Source organism: Sediminispirochaeta smaragdinae DSM 11293, assembly GCF_000143985.1.
In the GTDB taxonomy this organism is placed as follows: Bacteria; Spirochaetota; Spirochaetia; order DSM-16054; family Sediminispirochaetaceae; genus Sediminispirochaeta; species Sediminispirochaeta smaragdinae.
Genome location: NC_014364.1, coordinates 2,702,467 through 2,728,928 on the forward strand (window position 1 = coordinate 2,702,467; position 26,462 = coordinate 2,728,928).

Consider the following 26,462-nt stretch of genomic DNA (forward strand, 5'->3'; position numbering starts at 1 on the left):
CTTTTAGACGTTAACATTTTTTACAAAAAGTGAATCTCTCATTGATTTAATCGAGTAGTCGTTTTAACATATTCAAAAATAGAGTATTGGGAGATATAAATGAGAAAGAAGTATGCAATACTAAGTGAAGACGAGCTACACGAAGATATCAAAATCATACCACCGAATGATGACAAGATTATCGAAATAGCCGATAGAGATGGTAATACGTATTCAGTCAACATGAAAGAGCTTTCATGTACCTGTGAAGATTGGGAAACTGATAGACATAATTTCTGCATCGGCGATCCGAGAAGATGCTGTTTTCATATCAAGAAAGCGTTTAGAAGAAATAATGCTATAGAAGAGCAAAAACCTGTCATAAAGGCTATTTTAAACGAATATCACACTGTAAGACTGAATATGCTATTCGGAATGCTTGGAAGCCAACCGGTAGCAATCTTCTATGATGATGAATCACCATGGATGGATGTATTCACAGAAATTGATCAAAACAAACAAATTGGTAGATCTGGATTTAACTATAAAGAAAAACGCTGGGCATATAACGAAGAGCCTGTCAATGGCGATAAAATAGCTTCGTTTATTGTAAATAGTATATAATTCCAAACTCTTCAAGTAGAGGCTATTTAAACATCAGGAGGACATAAATGAGTTTTGTTGTTTTTATCATCTGGGTTGTGCTTGCTTTTCTTTTGGCTTCGAGTGCTAAAAGCAAAGGACGTTCTTACGCAGGGTTTCTGGTATTAGGGTTGATCCTATCGCCAGTTATCGGATTCATTATTTTGCTTGTGATGGGAGAAAATAAAGACATTGTGCAGCAGCAAAATATAGAATCCGGTATTACAAAAAAATGCCCTTATTGTGCAAATGAAATTAAGAAAGAAGCCATTGTCTGCCAATATTGCGGGAGAGACCTCCCCCAAAAACCGGAAGAATAATCATGAGCGATATAGATAATAATGCAAATGATAAAAAAGCCAACAAGTCTAAAAAAGTAACACTTGTTTTGATCCTAATAATCATTGTTGCAATTCCGATCTTTACCGGTTTTATAGTAATTCAGCCAGTTGGGGCATTGCCTGACGGTATCACAATATGGTACTTCCGCGCTGGTCTAAACTTACCCTTTATCACCTCGCCAGACGGATTTTCTTTGAAACAGACTGGCCAATTGTCTTTAATGAGTAGAATGGTATCTATGTCAGCAATAACAACGGCGATTAAAGATAGGATTATTATTCGTTTGCCATATAGTAGAACTCTATACAAGATTTCAACAGGCGGGCAGGAGTTTGGCCAATAAAGGGAAAATAGTTCGAAACCTTAATTTCAACGATAGCGGGGAATTCTATCCCCATTCCCCGCTACAGCCTTTTATACTGTGTACAAAATAATATCAAAAACACCTTGTGTGCACGATATTGTGTATTAAATGTTAGATTTTATAGAAATTATATCCTATATACACCATATATAGCGTATATTTAGCTATACAGAACTACAAAAACCACTATAGACGGACTTACAAGCAGGATGTCGGCGGTTCAAGTCCGTCATCGCCCACGAAGAAATTTCTCTATTATATAGAGTTACAAAGGCCATCAAATATTGATGGTCTTTTTTATTGATTACTTACTGTTTCGAATCCTGGTGGTTGAAGGAACGTAATTCCTTTTCCTGCAGTTAACTGAAAACCATGTTATGGGAAAAAGCATGCATCGGCACAAAAGTAAGTATTCTACCGACAAAACGACATGCATACCACCAGGATTCGGAACACTACATAACCCTTACGATAATACGTTACAATATAGGTGGAGTCATCGACATTTGTATGCTTCATCTTATTCTCACCATCGAACCCCACCGTATATGAGTACTTTCCAGAGAGTGTCATGATATTTCCGGAGATATCGTATGAGGTACTGCTCAATATGGTTGTTTTTGCATAATCCGAGTAACAAATTAATCTTCCATCCGCTGTATACTCATTAACAGCAGAGTCAGCAGTGGTTGTATCATCCTTAACCCAAGAACCTACAATTGGAGAATCGATGACAGTCGGATTACCACCGCCGTCATCGTCTCCGTCATCGCTATTACCAAACATGTTGCAACCAATAAGGCCTATTGACAACAGCAATAATGGAGTGATCCATACCCCTTCATTAATTTCTTCATCAATCTCTCCTTATGTTTTTGGTTTACCATTACGGGACCCACATTATACACAATGGAAAAATCAATATGTGCATCCGCATTTTTTTGAAATTCTGAAAATACTACCGGAGAAATAATGTTGTATAAGAACGCCTCACGATTTTAAATTCGATTTAACGTCAATCAAGATAGCAAACGGCTGTTTCATTTTTCAAAACCAACAGAAAATTCGGTATTCGCCCGTGTTTAGTGATACAACGATGTTTTGGGATCTTGACTATGAACACAAATGCCTGTAGTATGTAGTTGGTTTTTGCGTACTAACTTTTCACCCATTGTGTCCGCTACTGATCCGGTAGCGGTTTTTATTTTCTCAAGGTAGATGAATGTTCCTTATGAAAATAGATAAATCTTCATTTATTGCCTGAATTTCTTGTTTTTTGTATCAAAACGTAGTACTTTTTAGTTGGCTTCTATGTACCAACTTCCTACCTAGGGTGGCCGCTACCAAACTGGTAGCGGCCTTTGTATTTCCGGTCTTTTCAATATCTTCCTGACGTTAATGTTTGTATGATATGATCTCGCATCAGCATAATAGTTACTGCATGGAAGCCACGACATCATTCAAAGCATAAAAGAAAATTTATACACATCAGACAGAGTATCATTTCTTCATGCTGGCCACTGCAACCAGGCCAATACCAACAGAAATGTATAGAGCGTCTCTTCAACGAAATGTTTATTATATACACAACCATTGTTCACAAAATACCAACATCTTGATACATTGTAGCGATAAGGATGGCATCATGAAGAGGATTCAGAACCACAGCTTTGACGAAAAAAAGAGTTCTTTACTGGGATATTGGACTTCAGATTATTATGCGGTTCCCGAAAGTATCGTTATGGAATTCCAAAGTTGTGGAATCTTCAATCTATACAATGATTATTTAATTAAAAAGCAATATGCGACCGGTCGGTGGTCCTTTGTTGATAAGGAACTACTATTGTATGACACACTCTATACGGTGGCGTTTATCGATTCCTGTACCATAGAACTTGAAAATGGTGACAGTAGGAAGTATTTATACCGGCTTGGTCATGAACCCGGTGGATATATCTTCGACAAGAAACCCCATCAACTTTCATTAGGAATATACAACGGAGAATTCACGACCATTGAACCCCAGTTGTTCTCCGTATGTGTAAGAGAGGGATCTTCATATATGATTTCCTGGGAAGACAGCTGGCAGTCAGATTCTGACGCCTGTTTTAATGGAGCCATAGAGATATCCGCTTATAAAGCTGACAAAAAACATGCCTATTTCACATCGATCGACAGTAGAAAAAAGCGACCGCAATTCGTTGTTGCAAGAGGAAATAGTATCTATTTTATCATTCATCCCCTTTTTCTACTCAACGCCTATACAGGAACATACGCTCTTACGATTACGGAAAAGGAGTCGGCTCAGGTTTAGGATTCCGAGCACATATAGACTCCGTTACATCTCTCATACCAGCTTTTGAACGCATCAGGCGCCAAGGGATGAGTAATGGCATATCCCTGAGCCATATCGCAGCCTATGGAATGAAGAAACGTGTAAACCTTTTCATCCTCCACTCCTTCTGCAATTGCTTTTATTCCTATTTTATGGGCCAGATCAACCGCCACTTCAAGGATACCAGCGGCTCCCCTATCAGCCGGGGAACGACTAACAAAGGATTGATCGATTTTTATGAAAGAGATAGGAAGCTTATGCAAGTATTGTAACGATGAATAGCCGGTTCCGAAGTCGTCAACCGACATGATGATCTTTAAACCAGCAAGTTTCATCATTTCGGCAACCGTCTGCTCTATATCCACCATTAATGATCCTTCCGTTACCTCCAGTTCCAGCAATTCGGCACGTATACCGTATTGATCGATAAGCTTTGCGATAAAGTCGCTAAAATCGGGCTGAAGGAGGTTCCTGGTCGATATGTTTACCGCTATCGGAATCCGAATACCATAGCGCTCCCATACGACGATCTGTTCCATCGCCTGCTTCAGGGCAAATTCCGTAATCAATTGAATTAATGTGCTTTGCTCTGCACGGGGGATAAACATGCCAGGGGGAATGTTTCCGCGCGTTGGATGTGTCCATCGCATCAAGGCTTCGGCACCACAGACCATTCCGTCGGCAATACGGACCTTTGGTTGATAATGTAAAGAAAGCTCACAATGCTCAATTGCCTTCTTCAGTTCTCCAAGGGTGACAAGATTTTCCGTCGTGGCTGCCATAATCTCCGGACTATATGGGAAGCTATCTTGTAGCTTTTCCTCCGCAATGGTCAAAGCGGCCTCAGCCTCCTGGAGGTAGCGCTCCGGTGGTTCAAACACATTCTCACCTATTTCGGTAACCCCCATCCGGGAATCAACATGAATGGAAATCCCGTTATACAGTATAGGTTCCCGTGAGGCAGAGATCAGGGTTCGCAGCGCCACATCTTTATCCTCTGTGTCCTTTAGAAACAGAAGAACTGCAAGCTGTCTCGTCTCAATTCGAAAGATTGCTTTCCCCATGTCCATTTTTAAAAAACGAGCCGCCAACTGCCGGACCGCCTCATCGATAACCGAAAAACCCAGGGTAGATTTCAGCTCCATGACATTTTCCAATGAGATAACAATAAGCAGAGAATTGGGCGTCAGCCGATCGAGCAATGCCTTGCGATTGGGTAATTCCGTCGAGGAATCATGCAGAGAAAGCCATTGGAGATGCGTGATATAGGACGTTGCGCTATCCGCGGCCAAGCCGCTAAGAATCCCAAACAAGAGGAAGAACCCACTTCGATAAAGCCAGTTTATCGCCAGCTGCTGTTCCCCTGTCGCCACCTCAATCGGCATGAAAGGACCGAGAGCAAGCCCTCCAACAAGAGCCGTGACAATCCCCCCTTTGATTCCGAAAACGAAACCGGCAATCAGTATAGGTAGGTACATAGAGTGTGAATACACGAATTTTATTCCACCGGTAGCATAGACGAGTAGATACACCGATGCAACAAGCATTGCCAAGATCGGAATCATCCAAGTCTTTATTGCATGCTGCCGTTTTTCAATCCATTCAAACAGGTGTTTCATATCCATTGCATACCACAAGAATCTAGTATAATGGTTCTAAAGGCCATCGCAAGCTTTCCTACCGGATCAACTGAAAAAGTAAATTTGCCATAATATATATTTTTCTATATATTACACTACAACAAATATGGAGATGCACATGCTTGAATCAGTTACGACACTCACGGAATATTCGAAGCGAGTCGAAACCACCCCCCTTTTCCTCGCCTATTTCACCGCCCCCGGTTGTGGAGTTTGCACCTCCATACGACCTAAAATCGAAGGATTACTGGCAGCACATCCCTCAATCGAATCCTGTATCATAGATATCTCGACTCAACAGAAAATCTCGGCCCAGCTTTCCATCTTTTCCATTCCCGCCGTTCTTTTTTATGCCCAGGGTAAAGAGACGATCAGAGAGGCCCGTTATTTCAGCGTCGAGCAACTTGAAGAAAAGATAGAGCGTTATCAGGCCCTTTTAGAAGAATAAGTCTCATTGAATCCGATTCCCGTTTTATGGTATCATTGTTCATCGAATAGGATGGAGACGTATGGAAACAAGGCAAATGCGCAATATCGGCATCATGGCACATATCGATGCGGGAAAGACGACAACCACCGAAAGGATCTTGTTTTATACCGGAAAAAGTCACAAGATCGGTGAAGTCGATGACGGTGAGGCCGTCATGGACTGGATGGAACAGGAGCAGGACCGCGGAATCACCATCACCTCCGCGGCAACCACGTGTTTCTGGAAAGAAACCCAGATCAACATCATTGATACACCGGGACATGTCGACTTCACAGCCGAAGTTGAACGCTCTTTACGTGTTCTCGATTCTGCCATTGCCATTTTCTGTGCAGTAGGGGGGGTAGAACCTCAGTCCGAGACGGTCTGGCACCAGGCCGATCATTATAAAATTCCAAGAATCGCCTACATCAATAAAATGGACCGCCTCGGAGCCGACTTTTTCGGTGTCATTGAAGAGATTAAAGAAAAATTAAAGGCAAACCCTGTCCCTCTCTATCTCCCTATCGGTAAGGAATCCGATTTCACCGGTATCATCGATCTCATTGAAGAGCAGGAAATAAGTTTCGAGCCGACGAACTACGGAAGCGAAATGCACCATAGTCCAATCTCGGAGGAGTACAAGGAACTCTGTGCACAGTGGAGGGAACACCTGATTGATCAGCTCTCCGCTTTTTCCGATGAGATAACCGAACGCTATCTCGAGGGTGAAGAAGTTCCCAAAGAAATGATCAAAGCGGCCATCAGGAAAGGAACGATCTCCAGAGAGATTATCCCCATTTTCGTCGGTGCATCACTGAAAAACGTGGGTGTTCAGCCCCTTCTCGACGGCGTCGTTGCTTATCTCCCCTCTCCCTGGGAAACCCCTCCCATCGAAGGGCTTCATCTGAAACAAGACAAAATGGTGGCCGTTGCGATAGACGAGCAGCAGCAGCCTCTCGGTTTGGTTTTTAAGATTCAATTTGATCGGGAAATGGGTGCCCTCAGCTTTGTCAGAATGTACAGCGGAACCCTAAAAAAGGGACAAACCGTGTATAACATCACAAAACGAAAACGGGAACGAATTAATCGTATCTTGAGAATGCACTCGAATCGAAGCGAAGCAATGGACTCGATAAGTGCAGGGGATATTGCGGTCATCGTAGGGTTCAAGCTTGCCCAAACAGGGGATACCATTGGTTCGGAAGGATACCAGGTTTCTCTTGAGCCGATGCAGTTCCCCGAGCCGGTCATCTCGGTCGCCATCGAACCGAAAACGGCAAGCGACCAGGAAAAGCTTCATAAGGTGCTCGACCAGCTTCACCGGGAAGATCCGACCTTCACGGTGAGAGAGAATGTTGATACGGGGCAGCTTCTCATATCCGGTATGGGAGAGCTTCACCTTGATGTGTTGGTGACCCGAGTCATAAAGGACTTTAATGTTGATGCGCGCATTGGGAACCCTCAGGTTACCTATCGTGAGTCCATCTCCAAAGAACATACCCATACGGAACATTTCCATAAGGTGGTTTCGGGCAAGGAAACAAATGCGGTCATCACACTTAAGGTCGAACCTGTTAAGCAGGGAGCAGGAAACGTCTTTGAATGTCTTGTTAACGAAAGGGAATTTCCACGTGAATTTCGTGATGCTGTCGAGCGGGGAGTAATGAACGCCTTTGGTGGCGGTATCATGTACGGCTATCCCGTTTTCGATGTTAAAGTCAGTCTCTTGTCCGTAGAATTCGATGAAATGACTGCGACGGCTGCCGCATACGAGGCTGCAGGCTCTCTAGGCTTCGATGCTGCGTGCCGTGACGCCGACCCCATTCTCCTCGAACCGGTTATGAAGGTTGATGTCATGTGCCCCAAGGAGTTCGTTGGAGAGGTCATGAGTCAGATAACCAGCAGAGGGGGTATGATTGAGAGTCTTGAAAGCAAGCAGTCAATCGAACATATCCGTGCCGAGGTTCCTATGATAAAGATGTTTGGCTACTCCACCAATCTTCGCTCCGTCACCCAGGGACGCGGAACCTTCGCAATGGAATTCAGTCATTTTCAGCCGAAGGAAGGCGGGATCTAGGAGATTCCAACCATGTACAGTATCCTCTTCGCCGCCCTTGCTCGTCTTGCGGGGTTTGCAATTGGCGGTTTCCTGCTTTTCAGATTTACCCCCTTGAACGATAAACATTTGCAGCCTGTGCTGGGGCTTACCATGAATGTTTTACTTCCCATCTATTTCGTTCGTAACTTCATCGTCGGATGGGCTAGTGCCGAGGGAGCAGGGTATCCCTTTATGGTTGGTTTCTTTGCAGGCAGTATCTTTTTTCTGTTTTTTCAGATGGGATTGGGTCGCCTGCTCTCCCCTTTGGCCGTTTCCGAAAAAGCCCACCGCCGTGACTTTATCCTCCTCTTTGCCTTTCAAAATGCAGGCTATGTGGCACTCCCCATCATGGAATCCTTTGCCCCTCCGGAACTGATGATCTTCATGTTTTTCTGGATCTTCGGGTTCAATATCCTTTTCTGGACGCTCACCATTTCTCTCCTCAATTCCGACAAGGCCGCCTTTACCTTCAAGGTAAGCGGACCGCTCGTCGGAATTCTCATCGGCTTTTCTCTTTCTGTCTTCGGACTCGACAAACCGCTTTACGATTTTGCAGACACGGTACTCACCCTTCCCGCAAAGCTTAGTATGGATCTCATTCTTGTCGCTCTGGGAGGGATCCTCGCTCTTATTCCAAAGGGCTCCTTTAAATTCCGCAAGGATTATCTTTTTTTCGTTATTGTAAAACTTTTACTCTACCCGCTCCTCATGTTAGCCATCCTCTACCCTCTACATCCGACATGGATTCCGGAATCCCTTTTGGTTCCCATGAAGCTGGCCCTTATCTTGCAGGCGGCGGTTCCTCCCTCAACAAATCTAATGATTGCCACAAAGAAATATGGAACAGAACAACAGGTTGCCTATATTGCCGGGGGCGAGATCGTTACCTATCTCGCGTCGGTGCTTACCATGCCCATAGTTTTGATAATTTCCTTTTATTTTCTCTTCTCATAGCCATCATTCTCAATCATTAGAGTACTATGAGCTTTTTGTTGACAACAGAAAACTCACCTCGTATAGTAAATCAAACAGAAAGCAAAAAGGAGACTGTTATGAGTTTTACCTCTGCCGACATCAGAAATTTAGCGATCATAGGTCACAACGGCACCGGGAAAACCACCTTATTAGAACAGATTCTCTATAACGGTGGTATTATTCCGAAAGCCGAAGGTGTCGATTCGGGGAAATCGGTAAGTGATTTTACCGATGAAGAACAGGAGCGGGGAATGTCTATCCACACTTCCCTTGCATCGCTCGAGTGGAAAGGCCATCAGATCAACTTGCTGGATACTCCCGGAACTGCCGATTTTATAGGAGAGGTGGTTTGCGCATTTCGAGCGACCGAATCGGCAGTTATGGTGGTATCGGGTAGATCCGGGGTTCAGATTGAAACAATAAAGCTGTGGCGGAGGCTAAACGGTAGAAACATGCCGAGGATTGTTTTCATCAACGAGCTTGATAAGGAACATTCCAGTTTTCAAAAGAGTTTTGGCGACCTAAAAGAAAAGTTTGAAAAGACCTTTGTTCCCGTGACCATCCCCATTGGGGACGGAACGGATTTTAAGGGAATTGTGAACCTTATCGAAAATAAGGCCTACCTCATCCATGAAGCAGCGGAAAAAGATGAGCCCATCGATATTCCCGCCGATATGAACGCTATGGTCGAGGAATATCGGCTTCAGATGATCGAATCCGCCGCTGAAGGCGACGATGATCTGATGGAAAAATACTTTGCCGAAGGAACCCTGACCGAAGATGAGATTCGCAAGGGACTTCGCGAAGGACTGCGCGACAATAAAATCGTACCGGTGCTATGCGGCAGCGCCGTACACAACAATGGCATAGCAAGTCTCCTTAATTTTATTACAAATAACGCACCCAGCCCCGAACATGTCAACGAAAAAGCCGACGATGCCGATGGAAAAGAGGTCGAGGTAGAAATCAGCAAAGAAAAGCCGATGAGTTGCATGGTCTTCAAGACAACGATCGACCAGTTCAGTGGTAAGCTCAGCTACGTCAAGGTTGTCACCGGGGAGCTCAATTCCAATAGTGAGCTATACAATCCGAGGGAAAAACGCAGAGAAAAGGGATCAAAGATCTACCGGGCGATCGGGAAAAAGCTGATTGAAGTTTCCGAACTTACCGCCGGAGATATCGGCATCATAACGAAACTCGACGGTGTCAGGACCAACGATACCCTCTGCAGCAGTAATGAGATTCTTACCTATCATAAACTTGCCCTTCCCCAGCCGGTGTTTGGTCTCACCGTAAATGCTGCCAGCAAAAAGGCAGAAGACAAGCTCAATGAGTTTTTACACAGGGCAAGTGAAGAAGATCCTACCTTTGATGTTTCCTTTAATAAAGAAACAAAAGAAAGTGTTATAAGCGGGATGGGAGAGCTGCATATCACGATCATTCTGGATAAAATTCGAAATAAGCAAAAGATAGAGGTCGAAACAAAAACCCCAAAGGTTGCCTACCGGGAAACCATTACAAAGTCGGCAAATGCAGAATACACACATAAAAAGCAGACCGGTGGTCACGGCCAGTACGGCAAAGTGGCCATGGAAATAAATCCCCTCGCTCGTGGAGAAAAATTTACCTTTCAAAATGCTATCAAGGGCGGATCGATCAGCAAGGGGTATATGCCCGGAATCGAAAAAGGGATCATTGAAGGAATGGAAGAAGGGTACCTGGCCCACTACCCCATCGTCGATCTCGGCGCAGTCATTATCGACGGTAAGGAACACCCCGTAGATAGTTCGGAAATGGCCTTTAAGATGGCGGCAAAGGGAGCCCTTCGGGCCTGTCTTGAAAAGGCGGGGGTTATGCTACTTGAGCCGATCATGAAGCTGCGGGTCTTTGCCGATGAGCAATACCTCGGTGATATTCTTTCCGACCTTTCGGGAAAACGAGGTCGTGTACTTGGTCAGGAAAATCTGGGCGGAGGTATCGTGGAAATCGATGCCGAGGTGCCTCAGGCAGAAATGCTGCGCTATGCCATCGACCTTCGTTCGATCACGAGCGGAACCGGCAGTTTCGAACTCGACTTCGACCACTATGCCACCTTGACGGGCAAGAACGCCGAACAAGTTATCGCCGAATCAAAGGCGATGGTCACCGAAGAGGAATAGTCTAAAAAGGATAACTAAAAACGGCCGGATTCCTCCGGCCGTTTTTTTACACCCGCTCATGTAAGGGAAGATATTCCCGTTGTACGGTTCTGATATGCTTATAAGCGGGACGCATGATTCTTCCGCCGTTGATGATCTCCTCGATCCGATGAGCACACCATCCGGCGATCCTTGCAACGGCAAAAATCGGGGTATACAGGTCTTGCGGAATACCCAACATCGCATAGACAAATCCCGAATAGAAATCGACATTGGCACAGATCACCTTGTCCACCCCCTTCAGCCTGCCGATCACCGCAGGAGAAAGGCGTTCAATCATGTGATACAATTCGAATTCCTCAAGCAGCCCCTTCTCTTGTGCCAAAATCCGGGCCTTTTCCTTAAGCAAAACAGCCCGAGGATCGCTGTAGGTATACACTGCATGGCCCATTCCATAGACCAAGCCGCTCTTATCGTATGCCTCTTTTCGAACGATCTTTTCGATATAAGTGCTGATCTCCTCTTCATCCTTCCAGTCGCCGACATTGGCCTTAAAATCCTCGATCATCTCCCGGACCTTGATGTTTGCCCCACCATGCTTTGCTCCTTTCAGCGAACCGACTGCGGCGGCAACGGCCGAATAGGTGTCTGTATCGCTTGAAGAGACAACATGGATGGTAAAGGCGGAGTTGTTCCCTCCTCCATGCTCGGCATGAAGGACCAAGGCAAGGTCGAGGAGTTCCGCCTCAAGTTTCGTGTATTTTGCATCGGGACGAATCAGACGGAGAAGATTCTCCGCGGTTCCAAGCTTCGGGTCGGGGGAGTGAATAAAAAGGGTCTTATTTGCATGGTAGTGCTGTTTTGCCTGAAATCCATAGGAAACAAAGACCGGAAAGCGAGCGATCAGGCACACTGCTTGTCGCAGCACGTTTTCGATGCTGGAATCCTCGGCGTTATCATCATAGGAATAGGAGGCAAGAACACTCCTGGCCAGCTTGTTCATAATATTTGAGCTGGGAGCCGTGAGAATCATATCTTCGGTAAAACCGTCCGGCAACAAGCGCCTGCTACCGAGAACCGTCTTGAACTCCTCCAGCTCGGCCTCATTCGGAAGCTGTCCGAAGAGCAGCAGGTAGACAGTCTCCTCATAACCGAAACGCCGTTCCCTCTGAAAACCGTTCACAAGGTCGGCCACATCGATTCCGCGATAACGAAGCCGTCCTTCCACCGGGACCTTCTCTTTCTCATCGACTATATATCCATGAACATCACCAATCTGGGTGAGCCCGACAAGAACGCCGGTACCATCGTTATTCCGAAGGCCCCGCTTTACATCGTAACGGCTGAAAAAAGAGGGATCAATCTGATTATTTTTTAAAATGATAGCAGAAAGTCTTTGCATATCGATGCTATTTACCATAGATGTGGTACCCCTCCAGGTGATAAATGAATATTATTGCAACAATAGTGCTATAAAATCGATTTTTATGCAATAGAAGAGGAACTATCGCTTTTGAAGCCAGATCTCTCGGATCAGGTGCATCTTATCAAGGCCCTTTTTTTCGAAGCGAGTCTCTGGTCTCCAGGGGATAGGAGACGCATAGCCTTTGTATGGGTTTTCCAATTCCGGCACCTTTTCAGACTCGGCAAGAATCCACTGAGCATAATCTTCCCAATCCGTTACCATATAGATGTAACCATCAGGTTTCAATACGGGCAGCAGCGATCGTAAAAAGGGGGCTTGAATCAAGCGACGCTTATGGTGCCGTTTTTTCGGCCATGGATCAGAGAAAAAGATATGAACCCCCGAAAGGTAAAGCTTTGGGAGCATTGTACGGATCAGAATATCCGCATCTCCATGAACTACCCTGATATTCTTTATCCCTCGCCGCTCAATCTCATTCAAAAGGCGTCCGATTCCAGGCTTGTGGACCTCAGCACCAAGGAAGAAATGATCGGGAAACTTCTCGGCGATCTCGACGGTGGCCTCCCCCATACCAAAGCCGATCTCCAAAACGATTCGGCCATCTTCGGGAAACCATTGCGACAAGGGCAGAGACCTTTCAATTGAAAGAGTCCCCCCATAACGAGGCAATAGCTCCGCAAGAGCCCGCTCCTGGGAAGAGCTGAGTCTGCCGCTTCTTCTGCTGTAGCTTCTGATTCTTCTTTCCGGTTCTTCCACAATACCACGCTTCTCATTCGATCATTTCATCGGCAATTTCCTGAAGCACGGCGCGCACGTCGGAAAAGGACCGAGGATCAACACTAAAGGAATAGATACCTGACTTAATGAAAAAATGCAACATCTGGGGATCGGTAGCACTGTTACCGCAGACACTAACAGGACATCCCTTTCGCTCCGCCCCTTCGGCAATCATCTTCAGCAATCTTAGAACGGCGGGATGTTGCTGATCATAGAGGTGGGCAATCTGTTGATTCGTTCGATCCACCCCAAGGACATACTGAACAAGATCGTTGGTTCCAATAGAGAGAAAATCGGCATGCTCGGCTATCTCTTCAACAAGTAAAGCTGAGGAAGGCAACTCGATCATCGCTCCGATCTGAGGATTGGCATTATGCTCGATCCCCTCGGCCTCCAGCGCTCCAGCCGCCTCGTACACCACCTCCCGGGCCTCAAGAAAATCCTCGGGGCCGGCCACCAGCGGGAAAAGAATCTTAATCGTTTTCCCCTTTCCGGCACGGAGAATCGACCGCAGCTGTATCTTAAACAAATCCCGATTCTTCATTGCGTAGCGAAGCGACCGCAACCCCATAAAGGGATTTTTCTCATTTGAGGAGGAGGCCGACCGCAGAATCTTATCGCCTCCCAGATCAAAGGTACGAAACACCACATTATCGATCTGGTTCAACAATTTCTCATAAATAACGACCTGTTCTTCTTCCGTGGGGAAACTGTTACGGATCAGATAGAGAAACTCACTTCGATAGAGCCCGACCCCCTTAGCCCCCGACCTTTTGGCGGAATGGACATCACTGAGAATGTTGATATTCGCAAGAAGTTCCACATTCCTACCATTTGGCAAGGCAATGGGCTCAAAGGGTTCCGCATAATCCTCGTTTCGTCTGTCGGTTTCCCTACGATCGGTTTCAAGATATCGATCAATAACCTCTTCTGCGGGATCGACCATGATCGTTCCCTGATAGGCATCGAGGATAAGGAGTCGATTTTCCACAAACTGGAAGAAATTTTTATCGCCTAAAAGGATAACGGGAACCTCAAGAGAGCGGGAAAGAATCGAAATGTGGCTTGTCATTCCCGCCCCAAAGAGCACAAATCCTTCGGTATTCTGAACCCCCAATTTCACCAGCTCGGAAGGCAGGAGGTTCTGAGCAACCACAATCTGCCCCGAATAATCACCATCTTCGGTCTCATTAACCAGAAGATTCTTCAAAAGCCGGTGGCCAAGGTCTTTTACATCATGAACCTTTTCCTGGACGTTCTGATTTCTACTGTTGATAAAGAGCATTACATACTCGTTGACAACCTTGACGACAGCCTGCTGTGGCGTCATTCCCTCCCGTACATTTTTACGCATTGAACCGGAAAAATCCTCGTCGCTGAGCATGAGAAGATGGCTTCCAAAGATGAGGGAACCGACCTCCGACAGCGCATCTTCCATGTGCTGCTGCAAAAGTTCCAGCTGGCGTTTTGTTTTTTCCAAAGCCTCTTCAAAGGCGGATTCACCTTGCCGATACGCTTCATGGCCAGCGCTCAAAAGGAGGTCTCCCCCACTGCCGCTGACCAGCACGGCCCGCCCCAGGGCAATTCCGCCGGAAGCAGCCTCGCCCCGATAAAAATCCTTCAGAGGAAGCCGGCGGTTATCTTTTTCATCCTTAGCCTCTTCCGGGCCTCTGTTTTTCTGATTTCGAAGCTCGAGCAGAAGTTTCGCGTTTTCCAAAAAAGCGGCAAGTTGACTGGCAATCGTTCCAAGAGCTCGCTGATCTCTTTCCGTATAATAGTCGGGCCTACTGTCTTCAAGGACAATAACGCCGAGACGATGCTTGGAATGAAGAATCGGAACGGCGAGAAAACTCTCGTAGCGCTCTTCAAAAATACCTTCGATATATTTGAAATGGGGATCATTTGAGCCTCTGGGAACATTAATGGCACGGGATTCCTTGAGGCTTGTGCCGGTAATACCTTCTCCCGGAGTAAGCGAAAGGATACCGATCATATCGGGATTGAGGCCTACCGAAGCACGGAGGACCAGATTTCCCGTTGTGTTGTCCAGGAGAAAAATTGAGCACGCTTCGGTCTCCATATGTTTGGCAACCAGCTTTACCACAATATGCAGTAAACCGTTTATGTTCGTCTTTTTATGGAAAATGCCGGTCAGCTCTCCAACGCTGCAAATAAGATCAAAGGTCTTCTTTTTCATGTTTCCCCCGGCATTATTATACTAAAGCCTGGAGCTTTTCTCTAATAAATTCCGATTTCTCTTTCAGGCCGATTGCTGTTGTATCCATATGTAAGATATTGGGCCGCTTCGGGTCGATCCGTACGGCTCCCTTGCTCTCGGCTATCATCCTGACAACCTTTTGGGCTGATATCTTCGAAACCCTTCCGAACTCTATCTCCACATGTCCACGCCGTTCTTTGAGAGAAACGATGGACATATGTCTGCAGAAAATTCTGATTTCACTGATGGCAAGAAGACTCAGTACCTCATCAGGTATGGGTCCGAAGCGGTCATGCAACTCCGCAACTACCATCTGCAGATCTTCATCAACCTGGATAGCAGCAATCTTTTTGTAGACCTCCATCTTTTCGGTGGGATCGGTGATGTAGGAGTCGGGAATATAGCCGGAATAATCGAGCTCAAGATAGACCTCGACAGGAATTTCTTCGCCGTCGCCTCTGCTCATTTCAGCGACGGCTTCATCGAGGATCCGAAGATACATATCGAAACCGACCGAAAGAATCTCGCCATGCTGTTGGCGACCGAGAAGATTTCCGGCGCCACGGACCTCCATATCCTTCATGGCAATCTTGAAGCCCGATCCCAGCTCGGTATAATCGCTGATGATCTGCAGACGCTTCATGGCAATCTCGGAGAGTGAGCGCTGTTCCGGGTAGAAGAGATAGGCGTAGGAACTGCGGTCCGAACGCCCGACCCTTCCCCTCAGCTGGTAAAGCTGGCTGATCCCGTACATGTCGGCCCTGTCTATGATGATGGTATTGACGTTGGGAATATCGATCCCGTTTTCTATGATCGTCGTGGCAAGCAAAACCTGAAAGGAGCCGTGGATAAAACGATGCATGATATCCTCCAGCTGGCTGCTGGACATCTGACCATGGGCGATCTCGACAAAGACCTCAGGGATAAGGCGTTCAAGAAATCTCCGCACCTGAGGGAGGGTTTCCACTCGATTATGAAGGAAAAAGACCTGACCGCCGCGGTCCATCTCCCTTCTAATGGCCTTTGCTACAAGCTCTTCGTCGAACTCCTGAATAGTTGTCTCAATGGGACGCCTATTGTTCGGGGCGGTAGTGAGCAGAGAGATATCACGAATCTTCAACAGAGACATGTGCAAGGTCCTGGGAATAGGAGTGGCGGAAAGAGAAAGACTGTCCACCGATGTTCGCAGCTCCTTAAGCCGCTCCTTATCTTTAACCCCGAAGCGCTGCTCTTCGTCTATGACGATGAGGCCGAGGTTTTTAAACAGAACATCCTTCTGAAGGATCCTGTGTGTTCCGATAAGAAGGTCGACGGAGCCCTCGGTCAGGGCCGAGAGGATCTGATGTTGCTTTTTCTTGGGAACAAAACGACTTACCATATCAATCTTGACAGGATATCTCTTAAACCGTTCGCAAAAGTTTTCGTAATGCTGCTCGGCAAGGATCGTCGTCGGAGCAAGAAAGGCGACCTGCTTTCCTGCGACAACGGCCTTGAAGGCGGCTCTCATGGCAACCTCGGTTTTCCCGTAACCCACATCACCGCAGATAAGCCGATCCATGGGGCGGTCACTCTCCATATCGGCCTTGACCTCTTCGATGCAGCGAAGCTGATCCGCAGTCTCTTGATAGGGAAACTCAGCCTCAAACTCCACCTGCCAATCGGTATCCTCAGGGAAGGAAAATCCCCGGGCCTCTTTTCGCTTAGCATAAAGTTTGATAAGGCGATCGGCAAGGTCCTCCACGGATTTTCTGACCCGTGCCTTACGACTCTCCCACCCCTTGCCTCCAAGCTTATCGAGTCTGGGGCTCTGCCCTTCCTGACCAATATAGCGCTGAACGAGGTTTACCTGCTCGATAGGGATAAAGATCATCTCCTGGTCGGCATATTCAAGCTTGATATAATCCCTCTCCGTACCGGCGGCGGTGATCCTGTCGATACCGAGGAATCGTCCGATTCCGTAATTCACATGGACCACGAGATCACCGGGATTGAGCTCGACAAAGGTATCGATAACCGCAGTCTTCGACCGCTTGACCGATGCGGGGATACGCTTTCTTCTTCCGAAGATCTCGTTCTCCTGAATCGCCATGAATTTAAGTTCAGGGAGGGAAAAACCCGATGAAATGGGCGCCGCAACGATGGATATCTCTTCATCTCCAACAAGCTGGCGAACCCTTGCGGCCTGGCTGTCAGATTCTGCAAAGATGGTAATTCTATAGCCGGAATCCTTAAGATTCTCAAGCTCGCTTCGAAGGTATTGCATGTTTCCAAAGAAACTGCGGGGGCCTGTGACGGGAAAACGCATCCGCCCATCGGCCTGGGCATCCTTGATGGCAGGAATAACAAGCTTTTTTGCATGGCCGGAGCTCAGCCTTTCATAATCGAGAAGGATGGTCTCAGGCTTTGGCGCAGGAACTCCTTCCGAACGGGCCTTTCTGTAGAGCTCTCGATACTCTTTGCCCAAGGTTTGGGCCCCTGAAATCAGCCGCTCCTCCTCGAAAAGCAGTAACATGGCGTCATCGTTAAGGTAATCGAGAAGGGTTCCCGGTGGATTGAAGCTGGCGGCAAAAAAGTTCTCCTCATCCCTACAGCCTCCTTTTGCTGCCAACTCCTCAAGAAAGGCTTTTTTCTGTTGGCTTGGGGGCAAATTGACCTCAAGCATGCGTATACGCTCATCGCTCCAGATCAATTCATGAAAGGGATACAAGGTTACACGCTTCAGCTCTTCCGTAGACTTTTGGGTATCCACATCAAAACGGGTAATCTTCTCTACCTCGTCCCATTCAAAAACGATGCGGACGGGCTCATCTTCTCCGCCGAGAAAGATATCAAGCACCTCACCACGGAGGGCAAACTCCCCTCTAACCGTAACCTTCGGAACCTTCGTATAGCCGTAGGAGACCAGACGGTCCCGCAGGGAAATGGGATCGAAGGCCCCGCCGATGGTAATGGGAACAAGGGTCTGCTTAATCGATTCGGGAGGCGGAACCGGGGTGAGAAAGGCTCGCAAGCTTGCTACAAGGATAACATGATCCCCTTTCAGCATCTGCACAAGGTAGTGGAGGCGCTCTGCAGCCACATGCGTATGAATACGGTTACCGCTGTAGGCAACCTTCTCCCACCAGGGGAAGGCATATGCTCTATCGGTAATGAGAGAAAGGTCTCCTACAAGCTGTGAAGCCTCTTGTTCCGTGGGCGTCACCACCAAAATCGTACTCTTTTGCTCACGGAAAAACGATTCGATCAGATATGCAAGAAAAAACCCTTCCGGTCCTTCAAGAACCACAGGGAAATGGTCGGAACGGATCTGCTCGAAGAGGTCGTTTTTCGCACGATAGGCTTTTAGAAGATCGTTTAATTGATTTAGGAATAATGTTATCATCGTTTTAACCGAAAATAGGAATGATGCGACGGGGGAAATTCATGGTAACGAAACTTAAGATCCTTTTCTGCATACAGCTTCTTGCAATTCCGCTCAGCCACAGCTGGGGAATGGAATTAATGGTACAGCTATACGACCGCACAGTCTATACACCTAAAAGCACAATCACCGTACACATTACCGTAAAAAACAACGAATCGGACCCATTTCGTTTCCATGCCGCCGAAAAAAGATTATTCAACATCGATTTTGATGTTCGTAATCTGAGAAACCTTCCCATTGAACATTCTGAACACTTTAAAATAGAGCGGAATTCCAGTCAACGGGTTTTTTATCGAGAGATGGTCCTTCTTCCCGGAGAAGAATACTCCTTTCTCGCCGATTTAACCGATTTCGTCACCATACATGTACCGGGGGTCTATACGATCCAGGCAAGTTTCTATCCCGATCTTCAGACCTCGGAGGCAGCGCAGAAAATCACCTCAAATACCTTGACGATTCAAATACATCCCGATCTATCAAATGTCCCCGCCTACCAGGAAAAGCTCGATGCCGAAACAGGACGAATCCTTACAAAGGAAAAGTTGCCGCCGGACGAAGTGGTTACCTACATGCTCAAAGCCAGGCAAAAGGGCGAATGGCCTAAGTTTTTCCTCTACCTTGATGTGGAACAGTTAATGCTTCAGGATCCGAGATTGAGGGTGGAATATCGTAATAAATCGGACGAAGAACGTTTTCAGATGGTGAATCAATACAGAGAAGCACTTCAGCAGCGGCAGGTCGATACCGATATTTTGGTCGTTCCCAGCAGCTTTTCTATCGTCAACACCTCCTATACACCCACAGATGCAACGGTTGAGGTGGTCCAAACCTTTGAGTACAGCGATTTCTCAGAGAAACGAAAATACACCTATCTCCTGCATCGGGATAAAGGCTTCTGGATGATTCACGACTACTATGTAAGGAACCTGGGAACAGAATAATATGAAAGCAATGCTCGTTATCGAAAAAGATTCAATTAAGCATAAAGTAGTTGAACACCTTGCACCGCAGGGATTCGTCTTTATCCACTATACGAACCCACTAAAGGCGATGGACAACATCGATGAAGTGGCACCCGAGATTGTCCTGTTCAGCGCCGCCGATTACCCGCGGCACTGGAAACCATTCCTTCAGCTTTTCAGACAGGGAAGCGATGCAGAGGAAAAACCCTTTATCCTTCTTCGGGGGGAACATTTCGATGAGGAAGAAGGAACAAAGGCGGGTATCCTCGGTGTAAACGCCATCGTGAAGGAAGATTTTGGGAATCCGGAGGATTTGGCCCTTCTGGAGGATATTTTGGCCCGCTATGCCGTATGGGATGATAAGCGTTACGACAGACGCTACGTTCCCTCTTCGAAACACGATCTCGAGTTTATGTTCACCCACCCTCAGAGCCTGCGTATCATCACCGGTAGAGTCGAAGACTTTTCGGCCGGAGGGCTTCTTTTCCTGCCGGAACCCGGCATATCGCTTCTCGATCTTCAGATCGGGACGACCATCGATCTATGTACCCTCAATGTTTCGGGAGCCTATTTCGAAATCAGCGCAAAGGTCATCCACAACAGCGGTCCCATATCATTCAAATTTATCGATCTGCCGGATGACTGCCGTATTGCTCTTAACGACCTATTTGAAGCGGAACGGCAGGAGGCACTGAAAAGGCACCTGAGTTAAAGGCTGCCAGTCATCCCTATTCAACAATATGTAGGGTGGTATAATCTATTTCTACTGTTCCGAATCCTGGTGATTAAAGAGACACAATTCTTTTTTCCGCAGTCAATTGAAGGTCAAACTATGGGAAAAAAGTAAGCACCAACATAAAAGCAAGGATTGTACCGGCAAAAAGGCATGCATACCACCAGGATTCGGAACACTACGTTTCATTTAAACCTAGGGGCTACAAGTATCTCCTATATCTGGAAAATGCCGTACCCCCGTACCCCCTCTTCTTTTTTTTTGAGAAAAAATCGGCTATACTATACGTATGAGTATCCGTAAATATCTTGAAGCACAGCCGATTTTTCAGATGGCTTCCTACGATTTTCGGGAAGAGCGAACAAGAGACTCGGTCATCTTCAGCGGTTCTCCCAGACGCCATCCCTATGATCAGGAAAAGATGCTCCTGATCGTTGATCCGTCGGGAGAGGCAACTCATTTTCTTGAATTTCTCATCGCCGATGTCGCTTTCTTTGAGGCACTACCCAACATTGTTACCGGTGACGGGAAAGCGATACCAATGGCGCGCATCTGGATCCCCAAGGGACGCCTCGGTATCGAATACACCCCTTTTGAAGTAGCCGATCCGCCCAAGCATTTTTCGTCCATCGACCGCCTGAACGAAATAGTCAATGGGTATGACAGGTAAGGCACGGTTCTACGAACTATCGCCTTCCGTTTCCGGAGGCGATTCAGTCCTAACTTGTCGGTTATGCCCCAATAATTGTCGCATAACCGATGGTCGGTCAGGGCGCTGCAAGGTGCGCATCCGCAAAGGGGAGCGTCTCGAAATACCACTGTATGGACGTATCTCATCTTTTGGAATCGATCCAGTCGAAAAAAAGCCCCTTTACCACTTTATGCCGGGAACGGAAACATTCTCCGTCGGTTTTTTTGGATGTTCCCTTAGCTGCCCCTTTTGCCAAAATCACCGCATCAGTACCAGTTACGATGAGAGAGACGTAGAAGCAAGCCCTGTTATCCTCGCCGACAAACTCATAGACAAGGTGATCGCGGCTGGTATGAAATCCCTGGCCTTTACCTACTCGGAACCGACAATTCATATTGAATACCTGCTTGAAGCGGCAACGATTGCCCGTCGGCAGGGCCTCAAAACAATACTGGTGACAAACGGCTATCTCCAAGCCGACCCCAGTAATGAAATATTGAAACGTATAGATGCGGTCAATGTGGATCTGAAGGCCCATGACGATGAATTGTACCGGCGGGAACTTGGGGGCTCGATAGAACCCGTTCGTACGTTTATCACGCGTTCCGTCGAAATGGGGATCCATACTGAGGTTACCACCTTAATCATTCCAGGCAAGAACGATGATATTGAAGGTATCAGAAGCTCGGCCCGGTTCCTCTCGGCCCTCGATCCCGATATTCCTTGGCACCTTTCTGCATATTACCCCTCTTTTCTTTATAAAGCTCCGGCCACCCCTACCCTAAGCATAGACAAGGCTGTGGCCGTCGGCAGGGAGTACCTGAATTTCGTCTATCCGGGGAACACACGGTCCGATGGAACTACTCGCTGTCCCGAATGTGGGTCAACGGTTATTCGACGACGAGGATATACGACGACGGTGCTGTTGGATCATGTTGGAAATTGCCCTTCTTGCGGAAGAAGGATTGCAAAGATTTTTTAAGAAAGCCGTTGACACACTACGCTACTTTTGTGTAGATTACACTCGTTCGAGAGAACATTCCCCTGTAGCTCAGTTGGTAGAGCGGGTGGCTGTTAACCACTAGGTCGGCAGTTCGAGTCTGTCCGGGGGAGTCATTTTCCTTCGGGCGATTAACTCAGTGGGAGAGTGCTACCTTCACACGGTAGAAGTCACTGGTTCAAATCCAGTATCGCCCATGAGTAAATCGTTACAATATAAAAAAAAACACTATTCCTTGAAAGCGAGGGAATAGTGTTTTTTTATAGTCTTTTCTTTTGTACCTGATTTGTACCATTTTCGCGGTTTCTCTCTTTCATAACTAGTAAACGGTACGCAGAAATACAAAGACTTAATCTCAAGAAATACATTCTGCCATCGAATCTACGAAAACTCAAAATGAACACAATCAGACGATCACATATCATTGATTTTCGTTCTACCCTTTTACGAAAGAATCTGGCAGCAGGAACAGTGAATAAAATTATCTTCCATGAAGCGCTCTTTAGAGAAGTATGCTGAGCCCGTTTGTCAAACAGTTTTCTAAACTATTTAAAGTGGAACCTGCCGGTATAATCTGACTATGCAGCAGCCTTACGCTCCTTTTCCTGGAATGCTACATACATCTCCTCCGGCGTTCGATAATCCAGACTTTGGTGAAATCTTCGGCTGTTATAGAACCGGAAGTACCGGGTGAGTCCAGCTTTCAACTCCCTCACCGACTCATAGGATTTCAGATAGATATCTTCATATAAAAAGAATGATGACATAATTGATATGACTATGGGGAATTCTCAGCTTCGTTGAACTTTTCAGGAAGCATTGGCCCGGAACATTTTAAAGTGGTTGAAGGCAGAAACATCTTTTGAACATATAATAACAAATGCGGATAGGAATCGATCTCTTAGCGGCAGTGTCCAGTAAATCTTTAATTACGATTCTGATAAGGTGGGATGGCAAAAAGTCTTCATAAGCTTGCCGTTGACTTGCTTAAGGAAGGGTACCCTGAACACTTGGGTATTGTAATCCCATATCTGACGGATCATAGGAGAGTCTCTATGAAAATTAATCGCTTTTACTGGTCCTTCTGTGAACCCTATTGTGGGATATCTTCAACAAAGCAGAAGGTCTTATTTCTCATGTGGAGGAATACAGAGGACAACGATATGGATATTATCCTGAATCAATTTTGTACCAAAACGGGATAAAATCTGTTCGGCTGAGTTGGCCGAGATGAGAGATCAATATAAGATAAAGAGATAAAAGGCTTCCCGAAATACTTTTTCAGGAAGCCCTATTTATCATTAGAAAAAGAATATAGACATAATCAGAAGGTATATCTGAATAAAAGATTATGTGTCATTCCTACAGGCAAAAAGTCTCGTTCTGCATTCCAGCCAATACCGCTTCGAAAGTTAAAACTTGCCTTATTACCGAGTTTAACGAATAGGTCTACTGCGGATCCTTGATATAAACGCTCTTTTTCTCCATAGTAGAAAGCATCATAAGATACCAAAAACTCAACCCTGTCTGGTATCGAAACAATCTGTAAATTCATATTAAGCAGAAAAGACTCATCTGTCATAAACTCTCCAGGGTAGTAACCATCAAGGCGAGGACCTCCGTTGAATGCGTTTGTTGAGCCTACAGCCCATTTCTCTAACTGGTACAAGTTCTCCCCGTGCAAATAGGATAATTGACCTTTCCAGTTCACACGCTTCACGGAAGCATTGTAGCAACTTACTTGATAAAGTCCCCTGTAGGCAGGGGTATCATCATGAGTGTAAAGATTATCTTCAGGCCCCCAATCTTCATAATTAAGCTGATAGATAACTTCCGGAATTGCCATTATTTGAAATCCTACAGGAAAAGAAGATTCTGATGAATCTTCATTGGGTTGATAGGTATATGACAAATCCAGATTTCCCGTATATGTGGCTGTGTTTTCAGGAGAGACAAAAGCCGTATCATTGCTGTCATAATCACTAAAATTCATCAATTGGGTTGTCTTTATAGAAAATCCGCAATCCATATCCCTGCTGAGTATGACTGCCAGATTACAGCCGGGGCCTTTCAGAGTCCAGTCCGTTTCTTCTCCCTTTTCATAGAAGGTAAAGTCCGAACCCAGCAGCTTGGCGGTTCCGTCCGTATGAATGGTTATATTGAATGGGATTTCGGCTTTCTGGGAAATCGTATAATCAAGGCTGAGAAATATTCCCGCAAATAGCAGGTTGAAACAGTTTCCGCTGCCAAAAACATCAACATCGGTGAATTGAAGAACAGGATTTAGATTACCTTCATAGTTTCCGTCATATCCGTTATATATCATACTGTCGGCTATTATTTCCCAATTCCGGGAAGATGCCTCGGTTTTACTGTTATTTAAGGCTTCCGAGCTTTTATCTTGTTCTTTTTCCGTCAACGCCGCAAGAGGAAGTGACAGTAATGCAAGAAAGGCTATAATAACGCATGCCTCTCTTTTTACAGGAAGTCCCTTAATTCCTTTTAACAAAGTCGCATCCCCCGTATTTTAATATTTCTCCGGATTCCGAAAGGCTGTATTCAATAATATTTCCCATATTTCTACCGTAACCCTGAACTTTTAGCAGATCATCTGATAGCTCTGTCAGGGCAAATCTCATATTTCCATCTGTTTCTGATTCTATCAATAAAGTTAACACTCCCATTTTCTCGTCAAATGAAAGATCAACCGCATCAATGAATCCGGCTCCCTCGTAGCGTCCTGTCCGCTGCCTCCAAACAGACGATACCGGTTCAGGTGAAACAGCGGACACTGGGCCCATAAAATAATTCCCCATATAACATAAAAAGACCGCTTTATCTGTATCAGTCGTCGGTTTGAAAACAAGACCAGTGTCACCAAATGCTATTGAGTTATCAGACAGGATTTTCATGGGAGATTTGACATCCATTTCAGGAATTCGCCCGGTTAAGACGCCATCTATGTTTTCGATTGAAACTATTCCGGTTCCTCCGTTCACATAATAACCGGCCAAATCGGACAAATCCGTTTCCTGAGAGATTTCAGTATTAATAAGAGGGGAGGAGGGAGAAGGCTTTTTGCCGATAAGAAGGTCTGCAATATCCATAGTCAAGGAAGTGAGTTGGTCATTGTCTCCTGCATTGTCATTTGACGCCAGAAAAATGCCTATTCCCTTTTCTGGTATGATTTCCATCTCGGAATAAAATGGCGGAATTGTACCTCCGTGTTCAAAAACATCACATCCATTTTGCGATTCGATCCAGAAGGTCAACCCTATTTTAAATGAGCCGTCCAGAGGGGTATTCATGTTCTGTAGAGAAAACATGGACAGTAATGTTTCGGGCTGTAATATCCTATTGGATTTGCCGGCGCTACAATTCAGTAATTCTCTTAGAAAAGTATCCATATCCACTGCGGACAGAAGTATCGAGCCCGCGGGAATATCCTTGATAAACCACATGAGGTCTTCCGGTTCTCCCCTTGTAAATCCTCCTGATACATTGGGCTCGTCTTTTGAAGAAAGCATGACAAGGGAATCATGCATGCCAAGAGGGGTAAAAATATGATCCGTGATATATTCTTCGTAAGTAGATCCTGAAACTCTTCCAATCAACTCTCCCAAAAGACTGAAACCGGAGTTGTTATAAGCAAAGACAGTACCGCTGTCCCATACCATATACTCTTCAGAAAGCATGTTGGAGGTATCCATAAACGCATCGGGATCCGGGGCCTCCAGGGTAAAGTCCTTGAAGTATGCACTGGGGAGTCCTGAATGGTGAGTAAGAAGATTCCGGATTGTAATTTCCTTATTTACGGTTCCAAAGGATTTTGGGTGAAACTCCGGAAGATATGTCCTGATATCGGCATCAAGATCAATTGTGCCATTTTCTTCCAATTGCATTATGGCAATAGCCGTAAAGATTTTGGTAACGGAACCAATCTGAAATAATGTATGCTCGGTCACGGGCAGCTGTTCGGGAACTGTTTCCCGGAGCCCGAATCCTCTGGTCACAATAGACTGATCACCGTATACTACCGCGGCTGTAAGCCCGGTAATTCCCTGTTTGTCTATCCGACTTTGTATCAGCTGTTCCACTACCTGCGCTTTGTCTTTCTTCGCAGAAGAACTGACACAGCTTACAGACGATATAAGAATGATCAAAAAAAAGATCAATCTAAAAAATACGACACCATGTTTAATGTCTTTCATACAATTATTACTCCTTAAGAATTAAAATTTTCATTTTA

At 46.0% G+C, this 26,462-nt stretch carries 20 protein-coding genes, 2 tRNA genes and 1 pseudogene; 14 read left to right on the forward strand and 9 right to left on the reverse strand.

The window, feature by feature from the left end; translation table 11 throughout:
* Positions 1-99 precede the first annotated feature (99 nt).
* The 3 genes from SPIRS_RS12770 to SPIRS_RS12780 are packed head-to-tail and all read left to right on the forward strand — an operon-like array spanning position 100 to position 1,306.
* Complete coding sequence (locus SPIRS_RS12770; protein WP_013255102.1) at positions 100-603, forward strand: hypothetical protein; 504 nt, start codon at positions 100-102, stop codon at positions 601-603.
* 47 nt (positions 604-650) lie between these two features.
* Positions 651-941 carry a zinc ribbon domain-containing protein gene (locus SPIRS_RS12775; RefSeq protein WP_013255103.1) on the forward strand — a complete coding sequence of 97 codons (291 nt, stop codon included), beginning with the start codon at positions 651-653 and terminating at the stop codon, positions 939-941.
* 2 nt (positions 942-943) lie between these two features.
* On the forward strand, positions 944-1,306 hold the full coding sequence (locus SPIRS_RS12780) for a hypothetical protein (protein ID WP_013255104.1): 363 nt from the start codon (positions 944-946) through the stop codon (positions 1,304-1,306).
* Between the two features lie 435 nt (positions 1,307-1,741).
* On the opposite strand, the gene SPIRS_RS12785 is transcribed toward SPIRS_RS12780, so the two are convergent.
* Positions 1,742-2,113, reverse strand: coding sequence for a hypothetical protein (locus SPIRS_RS12785; protein WP_013255105.1), 372 nt, complete (start codon positions 2,111-2,113; stop codon positions 1,742-1,744).
* A gap of 859 nt (positions 2,114-2,972) precedes the next feature.
* Here SPIRS_RS12785 and SPIRS_RS12790 point away from each other — a divergent pair.
* Positions 2,973-3,641, forward strand: a complete 669-nt coding sequence (locus SPIRS_RS12790) for a hypothetical protein (protein WP_013255106.1) — start codon at positions 2,973-2,975, stop codon at positions 3,639-3,641.
* On the opposite strand, the gene SPIRS_RS12795 is transcribed toward SPIRS_RS12790, so the two are convergent.
* Positions 3,638-5,281 carry a putative bifunctional diguanylate cyclase/phosphodiesterase gene (locus SPIRS_RS12795; protein ID WP_245537591.1) on the reverse strand — a complete coding sequence of 548 codons (1,644 nt, stop codon included), beginning with the start codon at positions 5,279-5,281 and terminating at the stop codon, positions 3,638-3,640. The two genes, SPIRS_RS12790 and SPIRS_RS12795, sit on opposite strands and share 4 nt — an antisense overlap.
* A 139-nt stretch (positions 5,282-5,420) precedes the next feature.
* Between SPIRS_RS12795 and SPIRS_RS12800 the strand changes: the two genes are divergently transcribed.
* From SPIRS_RS12800 to fusA (SPIRS_RS12815), 4 genes are all read left to right on the forward strand, one after another.
* The gene (locus tag SPIRS_RS12800; protein ID WP_013255108.1) at positions 5,421-5,750 is read left to right on the forward strand and encodes a thioredoxin family protein; all 330 of its coding nucleotides are present in this window, start codon (positions 5,421-5,423) and stop codon (positions 5,748-5,750) included.
* A 61-nt stretch (positions 5,751-5,811) separates the two neighbouring features.
* On the forward strand, positions 5,812-7,848 hold the full coding sequence (gene fusA / locus SPIRS_RS12805; RefSeq protein ID WP_013255109.1) for an elongation factor G: 2,037 nt from the start codon (positions 5,812-5,814) through the stop codon (positions 7,846-7,848).
* 12 nt (positions 7,849-7,860) lie between these two features.
* On the forward strand, positions 7,861-8,823 hold the full coding sequence (locus SPIRS_RS12810) for an AEC family transporter (protein WP_013255110.1): 963 nt from the start codon (positions 7,861-7,863) through the stop codon (positions 8,821-8,823).
* A gap of 98 nt (positions 8,824-8,921) precedes the next feature.
* Positions 8,922-11,003: an elongation factor G gene (gene fusA, locus SPIRS_RS12815; protein WP_013255111.1), complete on the forward strand. Its 2,082-nt coding sequence runs from the start codon at positions 8,922-8,924 to the stop codon at positions 11,001-11,003.
* 46 nt (positions 11,004-11,049) lie between these two features.
* On the opposite strand, the gene SPIRS_RS12820 is transcribed toward fusA (SPIRS_RS12815), so the two are convergent.
* From SPIRS_RS12820 to mfd, 4 genes are all read right to left on the reverse strand, one after another.
* Positions 11,050-12,402, reverse strand: coding sequence for a citrate/2-methylcitrate synthase (locus tag SPIRS_RS12820; RefSeq protein ID WP_013255112.1), 1,353 nt, complete (start codon positions 12,400-12,402; stop codon positions 11,050-11,052).
* An 84-nt stretch (positions 12,403-12,486) separates the two neighbouring features.
* Complete coding sequence (gene trmB / locus SPIRS_RS12825) at positions 12,487-13,164, reverse strand: tRNA (guanosine(46)-N7)-methyltransferase TrmB (protein ID WP_013255113.1); 678 nt, start codon at positions 13,162-13,164, stop codon at positions 12,487-12,489.
* 13 nt (positions 13,165-13,177) lie between these two features.
* Positions 13,178-15,382: a phosphoenolpyruvate--protein phosphotransferase gene (gene ptsP, locus SPIRS_RS12830; RefSeq protein WP_013255114.1), complete on the reverse strand. Its 2,205-nt coding sequence runs from the start codon at positions 15,380-15,382 to the stop codon at positions 13,178-13,180.
* Positions 15,383-15,398: 16 nt separating this feature from the next.
* A complete protein-coding gene (gene mfd, locus SPIRS_RS12835; protein WP_013255115.1) occupies positions 15,399-18,785 on the reverse strand; it encodes a transcription-repair coupling factor in 3,387 nt (1,128 codons plus the stop codon).
* Positions 18,786-18,826: 41 nt separating this feature from the next.
* Between mfd and SPIRS_RS12840 the strand changes: the two genes are divergently transcribed.
* From SPIRS_RS12840 to SPIRS_RS12865, 6 genes are all read left to right on the forward strand, one after another.
* Positions 18,827-19,768 carry a hypothetical protein gene (locus SPIRS_RS12840; protein ID WP_013255116.1) on the forward strand — a complete coding sequence of 314 codons (942 nt, stop codon included), beginning with the start codon at positions 18,827-18,829 and terminating at the stop codon, positions 19,766-19,768.
* A 1-nt stretch (position 19,769) separates the two neighbouring features.
* Entirely contained in the window at positions 19,770-20,501 is a 732-nt protein-coding gene (locus SPIRS_RS12845; RefSeq protein WP_013255117.1) for a PilZ domain-containing protein, read from the forward strand.
* Positions 20,502-20,811: 310 nt separating this feature from the next.
* Entirely contained in the window at positions 20,812-21,192 is a 381-nt protein-coding gene (locus SPIRS_RS12850; RefSeq protein WP_013255118.1) for a hypothetical protein, read from the forward strand.
* On the forward strand, positions 21,182-22,195 hold the full coding sequence (gene amrS, locus SPIRS_RS12855; RefSeq protein ID WP_013255119.1) for an AmmeMemoRadiSam system radical SAM enzyme: 1,014 nt from the start codon (positions 21,182-21,184) through the stop codon (positions 22,193-22,195). The genes SPIRS_RS12850 and amrS overlap by 11 nt, the downstream gene beginning before the upstream one ends.
* A gap of 58 nt (positions 22,196-22,253) precedes the next feature.
* Positions 22,254-22,326 (forward strand) — tRNA-Asn (locus tag SPIRS_RS12860).
* A 12-nt stretch (positions 22,327-22,338) separates the two neighbouring features.
* Positions 22,339-22,410: transfer RNA gene (locus SPIRS_RS12865), tRNA-Val, on the forward strand.
* Positions 22,411-22,791: 381 nt separating this feature from the next.
* Here SPIRS_RS12865 and SPIRS_RS22150 read toward each other — a convergent pair.
* The 3 genes and pseudogenes from SPIRS_RS22150 to SPIRS_RS12880 form a co-directional block, all read right to left on the reverse strand.
* Positions 22,792-22,962: pseudogene (locus SPIRS_RS22150) on the reverse strand (integrase core domain-containing protein); the annotation flags it as partial.
* A gap of 575 nt (positions 22,963-23,537) precedes the next feature.
* Positions 23,538-24,722 carry a hypothetical protein gene (locus tag SPIRS_RS12875; protein ID WP_013255121.1) on the reverse strand — a complete coding sequence of 395 codons (1,185 nt, stop codon included), beginning with the start codon at positions 24,720-24,722 and terminating at the stop codon, positions 23,538-23,540.
* Positions 24,706-26,424 (reverse strand): serine hydrolase domain-containing protein, encoded by a 1,719-nt coding sequence (locus tag SPIRS_RS12880; protein WP_013255122.1) that lies wholly within the window; start codon positions 26,422-26,424, stop codon positions 24,706-24,708. Before SPIRS_RS12880 ends, SPIRS_RS12875 begins: the two co-directional genes overlap by 17 nt.
* Positions 26,425-26,462 lie beyond the last annotated feature (38 nt).